At 69.4% G+C, this 16,467-nt stretch carries 13 protein-coding genes; 8 read left to right on the plus strand and 5 right to left on the minus strand.

The features are described from left to right. Window positions 1-390 precede the first annotated feature (390 nt). Window positions 391-2,181, plus strand: coding sequence for a hypothetical protein (locus tag U9983_RS20400; RefSeq protein WP_322755573.1), 1,791 nt, complete (start codon window positions 391-393; stop codon window positions 2,179-2,181). A gap of 28 nt (window positions 2,182-2,209) precedes the next feature. Here the strand turns inward: U9983_RS20400 and U9983_RS20405 are convergent, their stop codons facing one another. Beyond that, window positions 2,210-3,004, minus strand: coding sequence for an ABC transporter permease subunit (locus tag U9983_RS20405; protein ID WP_322755574.1), 795 nt, complete (start codon window positions 3,002-3,004; stop codon window positions 2,210-2,212). Beyond that, window positions 2,992-4,161, minus strand: coding sequence for an ATP-binding cassette domain-containing protein (locus U9983_RS20410; protein WP_322755575.1), 1,170 nt, complete (start codon window positions 4,159-4,161; stop codon window positions 2,992-2,994). Before U9983_RS20410 ends, U9983_RS20405 begins: the two co-directional genes overlap by 13 nt. A 198-nt stretch (window positions 4,162-4,359) precedes the next feature. Here U9983_RS20410 and U9983_RS20415 point away from each other — a divergent pair, with 198 nt between their 5' ends. The 3 genes from U9983_RS20415 (at window position 4,360) to U9983_RS20425 (ending at window position 8,153) form a co-directional block, all read left to right on the plus strand. Further along, window positions 4,360-6,459, plus strand: coding sequence for a SpoIIE family protein phosphatase (locus tag U9983_RS20415; RefSeq protein WP_322755576.1), 2,100 nt, complete (start codon window positions 4,360-4,362; stop codon window positions 6,457-6,459). 63 nt (window positions 6,460-6,522) lie between these two features. Further along, a complete protein-coding gene (locus tag U9983_RS20420) occupies window positions 6,523-7,227 on the plus strand; it encodes a DUF4230 domain-containing protein (protein WP_322755577.1) in 705 nt (234 codons plus the stop codon). A 353-nt stretch (window positions 7,228-7,580) separates the two neighbouring features. Beyond that, on the plus strand, window positions 7,581-8,153 hold the full coding sequence (locus U9983_RS20425; RefSeq protein WP_322755578.1) for an Hsp20/alpha crystallin family protein: 573 nt from the start codon (window positions 7,581-7,583) through the stop codon (window positions 8,151-8,153). A gap of 52 nt (window positions 8,154-8,205) precedes the next feature. Here the strand turns inward: U9983_RS20425 and U9983_RS20430 are convergent, their stop codons facing one another. Continuing rightward, the gene (locus U9983_RS20430) at window positions 8,206-9,069 is read right to left on the minus strand and encodes an exodeoxyribonuclease III (RefSeq protein ID WP_322755579.1); all 864 of its coding nucleotides are present in this window, start codon (window positions 9,067-9,069) and stop codon (window positions 8,206-8,208) included. A gap of 190 nt (window positions 9,070-9,259) precedes the next feature. On the opposite strand from U9983_RS20430, the gene U9983_RS20435 reads away from it, so the two are divergent. The 3 genes from U9983_RS20435 to U9983_RS20445 all read left to right on the plus strand — a co-directional run bounded on the left by U9983_RS20435 (window position 9,260) and on the right by U9983_RS20445 (window position 11,732). Next, window positions 9,260-9,595 carry a hypothetical protein gene (locus U9983_RS20435; RefSeq protein WP_322755580.1) on the plus strand — a complete coding sequence of 112 codons (336 nt, stop codon included), beginning with the start codon at window positions 9,260-9,262 and terminating at the stop codon, window positions 9,593-9,595. Window positions 9,596-9,955: 360 nt separating this feature from the next. Continuing rightward, window positions 9,956-10,540, plus strand: coding sequence for an NADAR family protein (locus U9983_RS20440; protein ID WP_416211461.1), 585 nt, complete (start codon window positions 9,956-9,958; stop codon window positions 10,538-10,540). Window positions 10,541-10,808: 268 nt separating this feature from the next. Further along, complete coding sequence (locus U9983_RS20445) at window positions 10,809-11,732, plus strand: universal stress protein (protein WP_322755582.1); 924 nt, start codon at window positions 10,809-10,811, stop codon at window positions 11,730-11,732. Here U9983_RS20445 and U9983_RS20450 read toward each other — a convergent pair. After that, complete coding sequence (locus U9983_RS20450) at window positions 11,723-14,224, minus strand: DEAD/DEAH box helicase (protein ID WP_322755583.1); 2,502 nt, start codon at window positions 14,222-14,224, stop codon at window positions 11,723-11,725. The genes U9983_RS20445 and U9983_RS20450 overlap by 10 nt on opposite strands. After that, the gene (locus U9983_RS20455; protein WP_322755584.1) at window positions 14,221-15,900 is read right to left on the minus strand and encodes an ABC-F family ATP-binding cassette domain-containing protein; all 1,680 of its coding nucleotides are present in this window, start codon (window positions 15,898-15,900) and stop codon (window positions 14,221-14,223) included. Before U9983_RS20455 ends, U9983_RS20450 begins: the two co-directional genes overlap by 4 nt. A 176-nt stretch (window positions 15,901-16,076) precedes the next feature. Between U9983_RS20455 and U9983_RS20460 the strand changes: the two genes are divergently transcribed. After that, on the plus strand, window positions 16,077-16,451 hold the full coding sequence (locus U9983_RS20460) for a VOC family protein (RefSeq protein ID WP_322755585.1): 375 nt from the start codon (window positions 16,077-16,079) through the stop codon (window positions 16,449-16,451). Window positions 16,452-16,467: the final 16 nt, after the last annotated feature.

Raw genomic sequence — 16,467 nt, forward strand, 5'->3', positions numbered from 1 at the left:
CCGGCGGCCACGAGCCCGTCGACGTGTCCGCGGCGCAGGCGCCGGCGCAACGCGCGCCGCGGCCCGCGGCTCTGTCCGGTGGTCCCGCGGCCCTGTTCGGTAGTCCTGCCCGCGAGCGGTAGGTCACCCCGCTGTTTTTTTGATCCTGACCATCCACGGCCCGGTCTTCATCGGAGACTAGGACTCATGCGTCGGAAATCCGTACCGGGGGACCATCCGCCCTCGCCCAGTGGCCAACCGGCGCTCGATCATGGTTCTGTCCGCGCGCTCGGAGGCCCTGGGCATGGTGAGGATGTATCCGGTGATCCGGGCCAGGGGGCCGGTCCGGGCGCGGGGCATGGTGCGGGGCATGGTGCGGGGCATGGCGGCGGCGGTGATCGGGTGGCCGGCATGCCTGGGCTGGTCGTGACCTCCCCGGGGCGGACCTCCGCACCCTCCCTGCCCGCTCCCGCAGTTGCTGCCGATGGGGTCATCCCGGCTGTCCTTCCCGGGGCCGTGCCCGCCCCGGTGGCGGCACCCGTGCCCGCGCCCCCGGAAACCGATCCTGGCGCGTCCGGTGGGAGGCAGCGAGGCACGACCCGCCGTCGGATCGTGGTCGGTGCGGCGGCGACCGGTCTCGGCGCTCTCGCCGCCACGGGAATCGCGAAGCTGGTGGGTGGCTCGCGGCGAGTCGTTTCGTCCGACGCGCTTGTGCTCTTCGGTGCGCCCGACAGTTTCGGGGACCACGCCGGGGGCGTCCCGGTTGCCACAGTGGATGTTCCAGGCTGGGGTTTCGGGCCCGGCCAGGCCGCCTACATGTCGACCGTCACCTCCGACGGGACGGTCGTCACCGCCACTACACCCTTCTCGGACAACCAGGCGGAGCCGACCGGGTCGGGCATGGAGCTGGCGGTGTTCGAACCGGGTCCGGCGAGTTTCACCCGCCTGGTCGTACCGTCAAGCACGGGGCGTACCGAGCTGCCACGCGCCGAGCCGGGGTTTCGCGGTGTCGGCGGAGCTGATGTGGCCGATGTGACCGTGATCGGTTCAGGGCCTGACGAACGGGTGGTGTTCGTCTCGGCCGTGTCCTACTTCGGCTGGGACACGGCTGTCTACGGCCAGCTACCGGCGCTCGGGCAGATCCGCCGCCCGGCGCGGGGACGACCGTGGCGTTACGACCCGGCCGGCTCGTGGACGACGGACCAGCTCGCCGCGACCGCGCCGCCCGGCGCGGCCGCGAGCGCATTCCCGCGTGAGGGCAGCGGCGGACCGAGGTGGTCACGCGGCCCGGCGGCGATCAGCAGACTCCCGGACACTGGTCACCTGGTGATCGCGCAGTACTTCGGCGCCAGCACCCTCGGCACCGCCCAGGGCGCGCTGTTGGTCGTCGACACCGCGGGCCGGGTGCGCGCCACCTGGCAGTACCCGGAGGTCCGGGTCTTCGGCGTGCCGGTGGTGGTGAGCCCCCGCGAGGTTGTCGCCGATCCGACGAGCCGGGCCGGCGACGAGCGTTTTGTGCTGATCGCTGACTGTCGGACATTGGACGACAAGGTCGTCGCGTTCCCCATCCAGGAGTTCTCCTATGCCGCGGGCGCCGGGCGCCGGGAGCTTGGGACGATCACCCCGCGCAGCGTCCCGGTGCGTGCCGCCGCGGACGACTCGCGGATGGAGACCGCCTGTTTCGACGCGAACGGCACCCTGTACGTCGCCCGCACCAGGGCGGACGGACTGCGCGCCGCGACGCTCGCCGTCTACCCCAAGATTGGCAGCGAGCGTGGCCTGGTCAGCCGGACGCCGGCGGTCGACGGCTGGGGGGCGCAGAGCTGGGGGGCGCTGAACCCGCCGGAGTACTTCGTTTCGGGCACCGATACCGGCGGTCTCGTCCGCAGCATCGTTCTCGACCCGACCAGCGGGGCGGTTGTGCTCGCCGGGCTCGACGGCGTGGTGCAGGTTGTCCGACCGTCGGGTCGGGGCCGGGACATGACCTTCACCATGGGTCGGCCGCTGGACATCGGCCTGGGTGGACTACGCCGTCCATCCACCCGATACATCGGCGTCCGGCGGGGCGCCGTCGACGCGCACCGCGGGGTGATGTGGCTTCCCGTCAACCAGTTGGTACTCGACGCCATCCCGTGGCCGTACCCGCCGTTCAAGCTCGACCAGTGGCTGATGCGCGTCGACCTGCGTGCCCTGCTGTCCTGAGTCAGCCCTGGGTCAGCCCTGGGACTGGTCAGGACGTCATGTCACGGTGCTTGAACAGCCCGGCGGCGACCAGTACCGCGGCCACGCAGAAGACGAGAATCCGGAGGCCGGCCGCGGAGTAGGCGATGTGATATCCGTGCGCGCCTGCGGCGAAGGTGTCCATGAGCCGGGCCGGCAGCCAGGCTGCCGCCGGGCTCCAGATCCGCGATACGAGCATCTCCAGCGGCAGGGCGTATGCCAGCCCCACCGACACCGCGGCAGCAGGGGAGCGGAACACCACCCCGACCAGGACGCCTATGGTCGCGTATCCCAGCGACGCCGCGAGCACGTTCAGGTATCCCTTGCCGATCTCGACCAGGCCGGCTGTGCTGTGCCAGGCAGCGGTACCCACGCCCGTCGCGGGCGCGATCGCGAACGATGCGGCGGCGGCCACGACCGTGGCCGCGGTGACCATCACGGTGACGAAGGCCGCCAGGGCCAGGCATTTGCCCGCGAGCAGGCGAAGCCGGTAGGGATGGGCGATGAGTTGGTTACGCAGCGTTCCATGGGTGAAGTCACCGCCGATAACAGCGGCTGTGACGGCGAGGGCCGTCACACCGAGCAGGATGCTGACGGCTTCCAACCCCTGCATGACCCCGTCCGGAGCGGCCAGTGCGGCTGCCGTGACCGGCACGCCGTCGTAGTCCTTGTGCCCGACCGACAGCATGGTCAACACGGCGCCGAGCGCCGCGACGGCGCCGATGGCGGCGAGCGTCCCGAAGAAGAACCGCGGGCGACCGAGCTTGACCCATTCGGCCCGGAACATCGGGGTCACGACGCACATCCGGGCACGTCCGGGGCGGGCATGGCGGAGATGCGAAATCCGCCCGAGGCAGCTATCGATGCGTCCGCTGAGCCGTCCACTGAGCCGTCCACTGAGCCGTCCACTGATGCCGGTACCGAGGCGTCCGGTGAGCTGCGGCTACGCGGGATCAGATCGCCGTCGACCCCGCCTGTTGCGACCAGGAAGGTCTCCTCCAGCGTAGGACGGTAGGCGGTCAGCGCGCGCAGAGTGATTCCCGCTTTCATGGCGATTTTGTTGAGGTTCGCGGCTACCGCCTCGGGGGCGTGCACGCTGACCGATCCGATCGAGGACCCTTGCGGCGGGTCGACCTGCAGGCCGTGGTCGCGCAGCAGAGCGGCGAGGCGTTCGGTGTCTCCCGCATGTTCGGGGGTCAGCACGAGCCGTGGTTCCTCGGCGGCAAGCAGGTCGGTCACGTGGCCCTGGAAGAGCAGCCGACCGGAACGGATCATGACCAGGTGGTCGCAGATCTGTTCGACTTCGGACAGTAGGTGACTGGACACGAAAACCGTCATCCGCGCTCCGGCGAGGTCCTTGAGCAGGCTCCTGACCTCCCGGATGCCCGCTGGGTCGAGCCCGTTGGTCGGTTCGTCGAGGATCAGGAGTTCGGGGTTCGGCAACAGCGCGGCTGCGATTCCCAATCGCTGCTTCATACCCAGCGAGTAGGTGGAGAATCGGTCGTCGGCCCGGGTGGTCAGGCCGACCAGGTCCAAGGTCTCGGTGACCCGGTCCGGACCGAGCCGGCGCAGGCGGGCCAGCAGGAGGAGATTGGCGCGCCCGCTGAGACCGGGGTGGAAGGTCGGCCCCTCGATCATCGCGCCGACCCGGGGGAGATAGGCCGCGGGATTGCCGATGGGGTGCCCGAGCACGAAAGCGTGGCCCTCGCTGGGCCGGATCAGCCCGAGAAGCATTCGCAGAGTGGTGGTCTTGCCGGCTCCGTTGGGCCCGACGAAGCCCGACAATGCCCCGGTGGGGACGTGCAGGTTCAGCCGGTCCACCGACCGTCGGGTGCCGTACTGCTTGGTGAGCCCCTGGCTCCAGATGGCAGCGTCAGGGGGAGGCTGCGGCAGGTCCGTGCGAGTCTGCCGTCGTGATCGTATCCGCATCCGCGGTGGCCTCGCCGGAGTCTCCGCAGTCATTACGTGATTGCCTCCTTGGTTGTCTGCGCTGGATGATTCCCGGCGCTGGACGATGCTCGGTGCTTGGCTGACCTCTGGTGTTGGCTTCGTGTGGCACGGTCTCCCGGTCGGCGGACGTTGACCGAACAGAGCGTAACGGATGGAGAAGCGTTGTGAGTGGTGACGATCATTAACTCTCCATGAAAAAGATCTTCAGTCATGGTCCAACCACCGGATCGGGTCGGGACCCGGCCGGGCTGGCGGATGGCACGCGCCGCCGGGAGGCTCGGCGGGGCGTCCGAGCGCCCGGCTGCGCGCCATGCCGTCATCGCGTTGGGTGACAATGCGGTGAGCCCGACATCGAGGCGGCAAGGGCTTCGGGGATCGGAGGGAGTCACCGTGGCCGAGGCGGCGGGTCTGCGCCGGGGTATCCGGGCGATGGCGGCACTGGCTCTGGTCGTGGGCGTCGCCACCCTCGGGGTAGCGGTTTACTCCGCGGTCCGGGCCAACCATGCCACCGCCGAACGGGGCAACCGACTGGATCCCGCCGCGACCACAGCGGCCATGCTCCTGGCCGACTACGTCGATCAGGAGAGCAGCGTTCGCGGGTATCTGATCACCGAGGATCGCTCCTTCCTCGACTCGTTCGACGAGGCCGGCAAGTTGATCCCGGTGCACTATGCGCGCCTGGAGATGCTCCTGGATGGCCAGGCCACGTTGGTCACCCAGCTGCACGGCGTCGCCGGGGCATACCAGGCGTGGCGCTCGGACGTGGCACGGCCGGAACTTGCGGCGATGCGGGACGGTGCTGTTGCGGCTGCCCGCGATGTCGAGAGGTCCTCGACGGCCCGGACCCGGCTGAGCGCACTGCGCGCCGATGTGACCAGTCTTGAGATCGCGATTTCCCAGGAGCAGACATCCACCGTCGGTCGGGTCGCCGGCGCCCAGGACCTGTTGCTCAGTTCACTGGGTACAGCGGTGTTCCTGGTCGCGGTCATCGTGGTCACGCTGAGTGTTGTCGCACGTCGCTGGCTCCTGCGGCCGATCGCCTCGCTGCGTAGGGCGGTCAACGCGGTCGCTGCCGGACGTTATGACACCCGTATCCCCGCGGTCGGGCCCAAGGAGCTGGTCGATCTTGCCGGCAACGTTGAGACGATGCGGGCGCAGCTGGTACGCCTCGTCCGGCAGAACGACCGGCTCTGGGAGGCGCTCGCTCAGGAGGGACCCGCCGTGGTTGCCCTGCGTGACGCGCTCACCCCGTCCACTCTGCACGCGTCCGGGCTGGTCGTGCGCGGTCGGGTCGACCCGGCCGAGGGGGAGCTGGCCGGCGACTGGTTCGATTCGGTGGACCTGCCCGGCGGCCGGGTCGGGGTGGTCGTGGGCGATGTGTCCGGCCACGGGTCGGCGGCTGGTGTGTACGCGCTGCGGCTCAAACAGCTGCTGGGCGCGGCACTGACCGGCGGGGTGTCCGACCCCGGAGCTGCCATCGAGTGGGTCGTGGACAATCTGGGCGAGACCGACGAGGTCTTCGCCACGGCCGTGGTCGCGGTGGTCGACCCGGCGACCGGGACGGTCGAATATGCCAACGCCGGCCATCCGCAGGGGCTTCTGCTGCGCCGGTCCGGCCCGGCGGTCGAGCTGTTGGCCGGCGTCGGGGTCCCTGCCGTCGGGGTCCCTGCCGTCGGGCTTCCGGCTGTATCGGCGACGCCGGTCGGGGCGGTTCGCGCGGAGCCGCCGGGGTCGCCGCCCGATCCGGGGCCTGTTCGTGATCCGGGATCCCGGCCCGATCCGGGGTCGCCGCCCGATCGGGGATCGCCGCCGGACAGACGGGGCCGATCCGGCCGGTCTGGGGGCCGCCCCGGCCGAGCAGGAGAGCTCTCGGCGACTCCGCCGGGGGAATCGTCGACCGCTGATGTCGTCACGCTCACCGCCATTGGGCCGCTGGTGTCCAGCCTGCTGGCGGCCCCGGGCGCCTGGGCGACCGCGACCATTCGGCTACAGCCCGGCGACGCTCTGTTCATCTACACCGACGGCCTCATCGAGGCCCGCAACGAAAAGGGTGAGCAGTTCGGCGAGGACCGGTTGGTCGCGGAGATCCTGCGGGTCCCTTCGCGGGGTCCGCAGGACCTGCTCGACGCGGTTTTCGAAGCCGTCCGCGCGCACGCTCCCGGACGTCCGAGCGACGACCGGACCGCGATCATTCTTGCGCGGACGGATGCGAGCGGGTCCGGCGACGGCGGGGTTCTCGTGCCCGCTGCTCGTCCACCGTCGGACCGGTACGGGCCCGGCGGCGCGGGCCGGACGGGGTCGGGTCGGTGATGTCGGATCATCTTGCAGCCGGACTGCGGGTGCAGATGGTCGTTTGCGGGTACAAACGTTGCCATGAGTGAAAGGTCCGGCATCGGGTCCGGTATCAGGTCGGGTTTCGTCGCGCTGCTGCGGGTCCGCCTTGGTGTCGCGCGGCTGTTTCTCATCCTCGTCGGTGCCGTACTGGTTCTCGCCGGCATCGGGTTCGTCAGCGGCTGGCGGCCGTCGCTGACCAATCCGTTCGGTCAGGAGAGGATCGACCGCAGTTCGCCCGCGGTGCTGCGCTCCCTGACCGATCTCAGCGAGTACCACGCGGCCAGCGCCCATTTTGAAGTGGTGGTTGATCTGGCGGATGAGACCAGGTTCATACCGGCCACGTTGCGTGGCGAGCGGACCTTGTTTGTGGGTGTCGGCAGTGTCGACTCCATGGTCGATTTCGGAAAGCTCGGTGCGGACGCGGTGACGGTCTCCGAAGACCGGCGGACGGTGTCGGTCCACCTGCCCGCGCCGACGCTGTCGGAACCGCGGGTTGATCCGGAACGCAGTTACGTCGTGGCACGCCAAAAAGGCGTGCTGGACCGGATCGGTGGCTTTCTCACCGGCAGCGCCAGCGATGATCGCGACCTCTATGTGGTAGCCGCGGACCGGATGACACAGGCGGCGAAGGCCGATGGTTCCGTCCTGACCCTGGCCCAACGCAATACCACTGGAATGCTGCGAGGTCTGTTCAGCGCGCTGGGTTTCACGACGATCAACGTCAGCTACGCGGACGCACGGTAGCGAGCCGCGCTCGTCCGGTCCGGCTCGCCGAGGCAGGCCGACCACGAGCCGGGGTAGCGCGCGGCGTCGACGACAGGCATGTCACCGGGCCGGACCCTCACATCGCCTGGTGGGGGTGGAGTCGTCTCCCGCCGGCGAGCGCCGGCTCGCGCCTGCCCGGCGGAAAGTCAACCGTCGAGCAGGTGCACGGGAGGCTGTGGGTAGGTGACCGTCGGTCCGGAGCACAGCTACTGGACCGAGACTGCTTCCCAGTTCCGTCATAAGTTTGAGTCTGTTAGGCTCAACAACTATGACACGAGCCCGATCCGTGTGGGGATCGAGCGTGACAGGGACCGCCCTTGAAGGGAGAAGTCATGACCGCCTACCTGTGGGATCCGTTCACCGCGTTCGGACGTCTGGACCGGGAGTTCGACGAGATCGTCCGTCGTACCTGGGGTGCCCCTGACCGGACGCGGATGGCTCGCACCGGTTTCGTCCCCGCGGCCGATGTCGTCACCGATGGGGATGACATCGTCGTACAGCTGGAGCTTCCCGGAGTTGACGTCGACAGGGACGTCACGGTCGAGCTGGAGCGGGGCCGCCTGGTCGTCCGTGGGGAACGGACCGAGGCCCGCGCGGGCGACGGCCATCCCGATGACGGTCGTACGGTCGTGCTACGGGAACGGCGCCATGGCGGCTTCCAGCGTGAGTTCAACCTGCCGGACGGCGTCGGCGCGGACCAGATTTCCGCAACCTACGACAACGGCGTCCTGTCGGTGCGGCTTGCCGGCGCTATGACGGTCGGTCGCGGCAGGCGTATCCCGGTCATCGCCGGCGCGCCGCAACGCGATCTGTCCAGCGACCCGGCGGACGCGCCGGCAGCGTCAGCTGCCGAGCCGCGCGTGGCCACCCAGGCGCGGACGGCTGGCGGGGTACAGGCGGGCTGACCCGCGACCTGCTCACCGCCTGCGGGCCGACCGCGAGGGTCTCGCCAGCCGGTCAGCCCCGGTCAGCCCCGGTCGGCTTGCGCTGTGCGCGGGGTGAGGGAGGCGGGACCATCGGGCCGATGTCGCCGTCGGGTGCCTCGTCGATGTCGACGACCACCGGCGCGTGGTCCGAGGTGCCCGCACCCTTGCGGGCCGCCCGGTCCACCCAGATCGCCCGTACCCGCTCGGCAACCGGAGCGCTGGCAAGGGCGAGATCGATGCGCATGCCCTTGTTCTTGGGGAACATCAGCGACCGGTAGTCCCAATAGGTGAAGACCTGTTCGTCCGGCCACCGTGCGCGCGTGAGGTCCACCAGGCCGAGGTCGGTCAGTCCTCGCAGGGCCTGGCGTTCGGCGTCGGTGACGTGGGTGGCGTCGACGAAGTCGGCCGGGTCCCACACGTCGGCGTCGGTGGGAGCGACGTTGAAATCACCGCAGGCGAGTACCGGCGTGGTCGCCAGGGCCTTTTCCAGGCATGCCCGCAGCGCGGCGAGCCATGTGATCTTGTAGGCGTAGTGCGGATCGTCCAGCGCCCGGCCGTTGGGCACATAAAGCGACCAGACCCGGATGCCGCCACACGTCGCGGCCAGTGCCCGAGGTTCTGGCTCCGGGAAGCCGGGACCATCGGCGAGCCCGCGTTCGACGTCGCCCAGGCCGACCCGCGAGAAGATCGCTACACCGTTCCACCGGCCGTTTCCGTGATGTGCGACGGTGTAGCCGCGCCGGAAGAGATCTTCATCGAAGAGCTCGAGGAATGCGTCATCGGCGAGCTTGGTCTCCTGGAGGCAGACCACGTCCGGCTGGACCCGGTCCAACCATTCGATCAGACGAGCCTGGCGTGCCTTCGCCGAGTTGATGTTCCACGTCGCTACCCGCACGGTCCGACGTTAGCCGGCTGGTGCTGTCCCCGGTTGGGGCGGTGTCCTCAACCGGACTGTTGTGGATCGGTGTGGTCGGCCCGGATGCGCCGGCACGGGCGATAGCGTCAGCAGGTATCGGCGGATGTAGGCGGCGTACCCGATGCGCCCGTTGCGCCCGAGGTGCCGAACGCCCGGAGGGAGGCCGACCGTGGCTCGCAACCGCACCCGGTTCTTACCGGTGACAGGGCCGGCGCTCGTGGTGGCGGTGCTCGCGGTGGCGGTGCTCGTCGGACTGGTCGGCTGCGGCTCGGTGTCGAAAGAGACCAAGCAGGCCGGTACCGACGCGGTCTGCGCCCAGATCGATGCACGGTCGGCCGACGTCCGTTCGAGCGCGCAGACCGCGCGGTTGGTGGCCCTTGTCGTTCGTGATCTTGCACCGGACGAGAACATCCGCGGAATCGCCGACCGTGTCTCGCGGAACCCGGGGGAGATCAACCTGCGGGGACAGCTCGCCGACTGGGTCAACGACACGTGCTCACGATGACAAGTCCGTAACAGGGGTCTTCCGGCAAAGATCGTCCAGGTGGGCAAGGGTCTTTCTGACGAAGGTCATACCGATGCAGTTGTCATGTGATTTGCAGATCGTGGCCCTGTTCCTGCCGTCGGTACCGCGCCCTCGCGCCGAACGTCCGGCGCGAGGGTCGGCGACGCAACGTGATCGTCGGCCAGGGGTCCGCCCCGATGAAGCGCCGTCCCAGCCCGGCGACGCTCTGGATGCTTCGGCTGGTGGGCCAAAGGGCGCGCCACGATCGTCAGATCGCGCGCCCGGAGGCCGCAGTCGCCGGGGCACTGGTGGGAATGCTGTTGGAGGTGAGGCAACTCATGCGACCATCAGCCCGTGAGCATCCCGGCAAGCGCCTGTCAGGTTGAGGATCTGGTCCTGCTGGAACAGACCGGGCACGCTCTGGATTTTCTGTTCTTCTGGGGGCACCATCCACCGCGTGGCGGCGGCCGTGGCGTCGGCGTGGGCTGTCTGAGTCAGTGGTGGCCCTCCGCGTTCACTGTTGACGGCCTGCGTTATCCGACGGCTGAGCATTTCATGATGGAACGCAAGGCCCGGCTGTTCGGCGACGTGACCGCGGCTCGGGCGGTTCTTGCCACCGCCGATCCGGCCGCCGCGAAGAAGCACGGCCGGCAGGTGCGCGGCTTCGATGAGACCGTGTGGAGCGAGTGCTCCTTTGACATCGTGGTCCAGGGCAACGTCGCGAAGTTCGGCCAGCATCCGCCGTTGCGTAACTATCTGCTCGGCACCGGCGAGCGGGTGCTGGTGGAGGCGAGTCCGTTGGACCGGGTGTGGGGGATCGGTCTGGCCGCCGACGACGCCCGGGCACAGGTTCCGTCGGCCTGGCCGGGACGCAATCTTCTCGGATTCGCGCTTATGCAGGTCCGGGCAATGGTGCGCGCGTCCACCCCGAGCACCACCGGGTAGTACGACACCCGGGTAGCCCGACAGTCGCGTCGCGCGAGTCCGGGTAGGGGTTCCCGTCTCCGTCCGACGTCTCCGTCCGACGTCTCCGTCCGACGTCTCCGTCCGACGTCTCCGTCCGACGTCTCCGTCCGACGTCTCCGTCCGACGTCTCCGTCCGACGTCTCCGTCACTGTGTCCGGATGCTTCCGGCACCCGGCCGCCCTCGGCCTCATGATCAAAACGAGTGGCGCTCACAACGGGTTCTCGGTCGGACGTAGGGATGACGGCGATGACAGACGGTAGCATCCTGGATCTGCCAGGGATCGTTGTCGGCGTGGACGGCTCGCCGGGTTCCGTCGAGGCGTTGCGGTGGGCCTGGCACACCGCGGCCATGCATCGACGGTCGGTGACCGCCATGCTGGCATGGACCGCGGACGGCCAGCCCAGGCTCGTCCACCGACAGGTGCACACCGCGGATCGTGATGGGTTGACGGCGGCGGCTGCTGCGGTTCTCGAGACGGCCCTTGGTCGACTCCCGGCCTGCGACCCATCCCCCGACATCGTCCGGCGGGTGGTCCACGAGCCCGCGCCGCTCGCCCTGTTGGCAGCGTCGAAGCACGCGTTGATGCTGGTCGTGGGCTCGCGCGAGCACGGTCTGTTGCACCGCTCGCTCGGCGGGACGGTGGGCCGGGCGGTCGTCGACCACGGCGAGGTTCCGGCTGTCGTCGTCCGCGGCCGGGGCTTTGGCGTGCCCGGCGACCGCCGTCCGGTGGCGGTCGGCGTGGATGGTTCGCCATCGTCGTTGGCCGCCCTGCGGTGGGCGGCTCGTGAGGCGACGTACCGTGATGTGCCGCTGCGGGTGGTACATGCGCTGGCGGTCGCGTCCACGCCCTATCCGGATTTTCTCGCATCCGTCGGCCGGGCCCTTGTCGATCATGCGAACGATGTGCTCGACGATGCGCTGGCCACGGGGTTGCGGGACGCTCCACCGCAGCTCTGTGTCAGCAGTGAGGTGGTCGTCGACTCCGCCGCCCGCGCGCTGTTGCTGGAGTCCACGACATCGCAGTTGCTCGTGGTGGGCGCCCGTGGTCATGGCGGCTTCGCCGAGCTCCTCCTCGGTTCGGTCGGCGATCAGTGCGTCCAGCACGCTGTGTGCCCGGTCGCGGTCATCCGCCCGCGCTACAGTCCGCCCTACAGTTCGTACTACAGTTGATCAACTGCGGTGATGTGCAGGACAGCCGCCCCGGCTTCGTCCGAGGCGGCAAGGTCCACCTCGGCGCTGATGCCCCAGTCGTGGTCGCCGGCCGGATCATCGAAGATCTGCCGGAGCGTCCAGCGCCCGGGTTCGGAGTTGATGATGAGGAGTCCCGGTCCGCGGGCGTCGGGGCCGGTGCCGATCTCGCCGTGCAGGTCGAAGTACGGCTCCAGGGCCCCCGCCCATCGCTCGCGGTCCCAGCCCGCGTCGGCATCGAGGGCACCGAGATCGTCGTAATGGCGCAGCGCGGCCAGCTCCACCCGGCGGAACAGGGCGTTGCGCACGAGGACCCGGAATGCGCGGATGTTGGCCGTCACCGCGGGCGGCCGCTCGTCGATCGCAGCGGATGACGCCTCCGGCGTCGGATTGCGCAGCTTCTCCCACTCGTCGAACAGGCTCGAGTCGACCTGCCGGACCAGTTCGCCGAGCCATTCGGTCAGGTCGGTGAGCTCCTCGGTCCGGGCGTCCTCGGGCACCGTCTGTCGCAGGGCCTTGAAGGTGTCGGCCAGGTAGCGCAGCAGCAGGCCCTCGGATCGGGCCAGGCCGTAGAAGCCGACGTACTCGACGAAGGTCATGGCCCGCTCGTACATGTCCCGGGCCACCGATTTGGGTGCGAGCTCGTGGTCGTCGACCCACGGGTGGCCGCGTCGGTAGATCGCGAACGCGGCCCCGAGGAGCTCGTCCAGCGGCTTGGGGTAGGTGACCGTGTCGAGCAGCTCAAGGCGTCGCTCGTACTCGACGCCGTCCGCCTTCATCTGGGCCACGGCCTCCCCGCGGGCCTTGAACTGCTGCGCGGAGAGGACCTGGCGTGGGTTGTCCAGGGTGGCTTCGATGATGGACAGAACGTCCAGCGGATAGCTTGGCGAGCCCCGGTCGAGCAGGTCCAGGGAGGCCAGCGCAAAGGGCGACAGCGGCTGGTTGAGGGCGAAGTCGAGCTGAAGGTCGACGGTGACCCGCACGGTGCGACCGGTCTCGTCCGGGGTGGCGAGTTTCTCGACGATTCCGGCCGCGAGCAACGCCCGGTAGATCGCGATGGCCCGGCGGATGTGGCGGCGCTGCGCGGGGCGGCTCTCGTGGTTGTCGGTGAGCAGGTGCCGCATGCCGGTGAACGCGTCGCCCGGTCGGTTGATCACGTTGAGCAGCATCGCGTGGCTGACAGTGAAGCTCGACGTCAGGGGTTCGGGCTCGGCGGCCACCAGACGCTCGAACGTCGGCACACCCCAGGAGACGAACCCCTCCGGCGGCTTCCTTCGGACGATCTTTCGTCGCTTCTTGGGGTCATCACCGGCCTTGGCCAGGGCACGCTCGTTGTCCACCGTGTGCTCGGGCGCCTGCACGACGACGGTGCCGACCGTGTCATAGCCGGCCCGGCCGGCCCGGCCGGCGATCTGGTGGAACTCCCGGGCGCTCAGGTGCCGGGTCCGGGTTCCGTCGTACTTGGACAGCGCGGTGAACACGACCGTGCGGATCGGTACGTTGATTCCGACCCCGAGGGTGTCGGTGCCACATATGATCTTCAGGAGTCCGGCCTGGGCGAGCAGCTCCACCAGCCGCCGGTACTTGGGGAGCATCCCGGCATGGTGGACGCCGATGCCGTGGCGGACCAGGCGGGACAGGGTCCGACCGAACCCGGCCGTGAACCGGAACCCGCCGATCATCTCGGCGATGGCGTCCTTCTCCGCCCGGGTGCACACGTTGATGCTCATCAGTGACTGGGCCCGTTCCAACGCCGCCGCCTGGGTGAAGTGGACGACGTAGACGGGTGCCTGATGGGTGTTGAGAAGCTCTTCGAGGGTCTCGTGCAGCGGGGTGAGCACGTAATGGTGATAAAGCGGCACCGGACGTACGGCGGAGCGGACGACCGCGGTCGGGCGGCCGGTCCGGCGGGTGAGGTCCGCTTCGAACCGGCTCACGTCGCCCAGGGTCGCCGACATGAGGATGAACTGCGTGCGGGGTAGTTCCAGCAGTGGTACCTGCCATGCCCAGCCTCGGTCGGGGTCGGCGTAGAAGTGGAACTCGTCCATCACGACCTGGTCGACGTCGGCGCCGGCTCCGTCCCGCAGGGCGATGTTCGCCAGGATCTCGGCGGTGCAGCAGATGACGGGCGCACTCTCGTTGACGCTGGCGTCCCCGGTCAGCATCCCGACCCTGCTCGCTCCGAACGTGGCGCACAGGGCGAAGAACTTCTCCGACACCAGGGCCTTGATGGGTGCGGTGTAGAAACTGCGCTGCTTGGCGGCCATGGCGGCGAAATGGGCGCCGGTGGCCACGAGGCTCTTTCCGGACCCGGTCGGGGTCGCCACGACGACGTTGGAACCGGACACGATCTCGATGAGGGCCTCGGACTGGGCGGGGTACAGGGTGAGCCCCTGCCCTTGGGTCCACGCGGTGAACGCGTCGAAGATGTCGTCGGGTTCCGGCGTTGCGGGCAGCTGGTCGGCGAGCGTCATGGTAGGTCCGATGGTGCCTGACGGATCGGCGAGCCGGCGCTCGCCTCGATGACCTGGCCGGCCTTGACCTGCCACCGACGGGTGGTATGGACCGCCTGGAGCATCCGGCGGTCATGGGTGACCAGAAGCAGGGTGCCGGTGTAGCCGGCCAGCGCGGCCTCCAGCTGTTCGATCGCGGGGAGGTCGAGATGGTTCGTCGGCTCGTCCAGCACCAGCAGGTTGACCCCGCGTGCCTGCAGCAGCGCCAGTGCCGCCCGGGTACGTTCGCCGGGCGACAGGGTGGCGGCCGCCCGCTTGATGTGGTCCGCCCGGAGACCGAACTTGGCCAGCAGGGTGCGCAGGTCGGCGGTGACCAGGTCGGGTAGCAACCGGGCGAAGACGTCGAGAACCGGAGCGTCCACCGCGAACAGCCCACGCGCCTGGTCGACCTCGCCGATCAGCACCCCGGAACCGAGCGACGCCTGGCCGCGGTCAACCGGGCGCCGGCCGAGCAGCGCGGCCAGCAGCGTCGACTTCCCGGACCCGTTGGGCCCGGTGATGGCCACCCGGTCGCCACGGCCGAGCTGGGCGGTCACCGGTCCCAGGGTGAAGTCGCCGCGACGCACGACCGCGTCGGTCAGCACGGCGACCACGGCCCCGGAGCGCGGAGCCGCCGCGATCTGCATCCGCAGGTCCCATTCCTTGCGCGGTTCGGGGACGGCATCGAGGCGCTCGATCAGACGTTCGGTCTGGCGGACCTTGGCGGCCTGCTTCTCCGACGTCTCGCCACGGAGGTTTCGGCCGATCTTGTCGTTGTCGGTGGACTTGCGGCGGGCGTTCCGCACGCCCTTGTCCATCCAGCTCCGTTGGGTCTGGGCCCGTTCGGTCAGCGCGCCGCGGCGGTCGGCGTACTGCTCGTAGGCTTCCCGGGTGTGCCGCCGGGCCACCTCCCGTTCGTCGAGGTAGGCCTGATAACCGCCGCCGAAGAAGCTGATCTGTTGCTGTGCGAGATCCAGCTCCAGCACGCCGGTGACGGTGCGGGCGAGGAACTCCCGATCGTGGCTGACCACCACGACACCGGCCCGCAGTCCCGTGACGAACTCCTCCAGGCGGGCCAGTCCGTCGAGGTCGAGGTCGTTGGTCGGTTCGTCGAGCAGGAAGAGGTCGAACCTGCTGAGCAGCAGTGCGGCGAGCCCCGCCCGCGCCGCCTGGCCACCGGACAGCGCCGTTGTCGGCATCGCCAGGTCGATCGCGAGCCCGATGTCGGCTGCCACCACCGCCGCGCGTTCGTCGAAGTCGGCGGCTCCCAGGGTCAGCCAGCGGTCCAGCGCCGTCGCGTAGCTGTCGTCCGAACCGGGCTCCTGTCGGGACAGGGCAACCGATGCGGCGTCCAGTTGGCCCTGGGCGTCGGTCACGCCGGTACGCCGGGCGAGGAAGGCGTGCACACTCTCGTCGGGATGCCGGTCGGGTTCCTGCGCCAGGTACCCCACCGAGGCGCTCGGCGGGGTGAGCCCGACCGTACCGTGTTCGGGGCTGGCCAGGCCCGCAAGCAGGCGCAGCAGGGTGGACTTGCCCGCGCCGTTCGCTCCGACCAGCCCGATCACATCACCAGGGCTGACGACCAGATCGAGTTGGCTGAACAGCGCCCGCCCGCCGTATCCGGCGGCCAGGCCCTTGGCGACAAGGATGGCGCTCACAGATCAACGTTACCGGCACCACCGAGCGGAATCCGTACAGGGCGGGCTGCCTCCAGCCGGTGGCCACCCACTCTTCGGCGTTTACTGTCGGTGGCTAATGCTAGCGTTTGGGTACCCGTCGCGCTGAACGCGACGGCCTGTCGCACTCGGTGTCGCACTCGGTGAGGAAAAAGACGGTGGCTGGTGTCGCACGCCTGGCAGCGATCTCGCTGGACTGCTCCGAGCCCCATCCGTTGGCCCGGTTCTACGCCGCGTTGACCGGCGGCGAGATCGCCTTCAGCAGCGCGGACTTCGTCGCGGTCAAGGGGCCGGCCGTCTGGATCACAGCGCAACGGGTCCCGGACCATCGACCCCCAACATGGCCCACGGGCGGCATCCCGCAGCAGGTGCACATAGAGTTCGCGGTCGAGGATCTTGAAGTGGCACAGGCTCAGGCGCTTGCCATCGGCGCACGACTTGCCGACGAGCAGCCATCCCCGGACCGGTGGCGTGTGCTGCTCGATCCGGCGGGGCACCCGTTCTGTCTGACGACTCTCGTGCCGTCGACCTGACGGCCGACGCGCTGAC

The sequence above is a fragment of the Protofrankia sp. Cas3 genome (assembly GCF_963555955.1).
Taxonomy (GTDB): domain Bacteria; phylum Actinomycetota; class Actinomycetes; order Frankiales; family Frankiaceae; genus Protofrankia.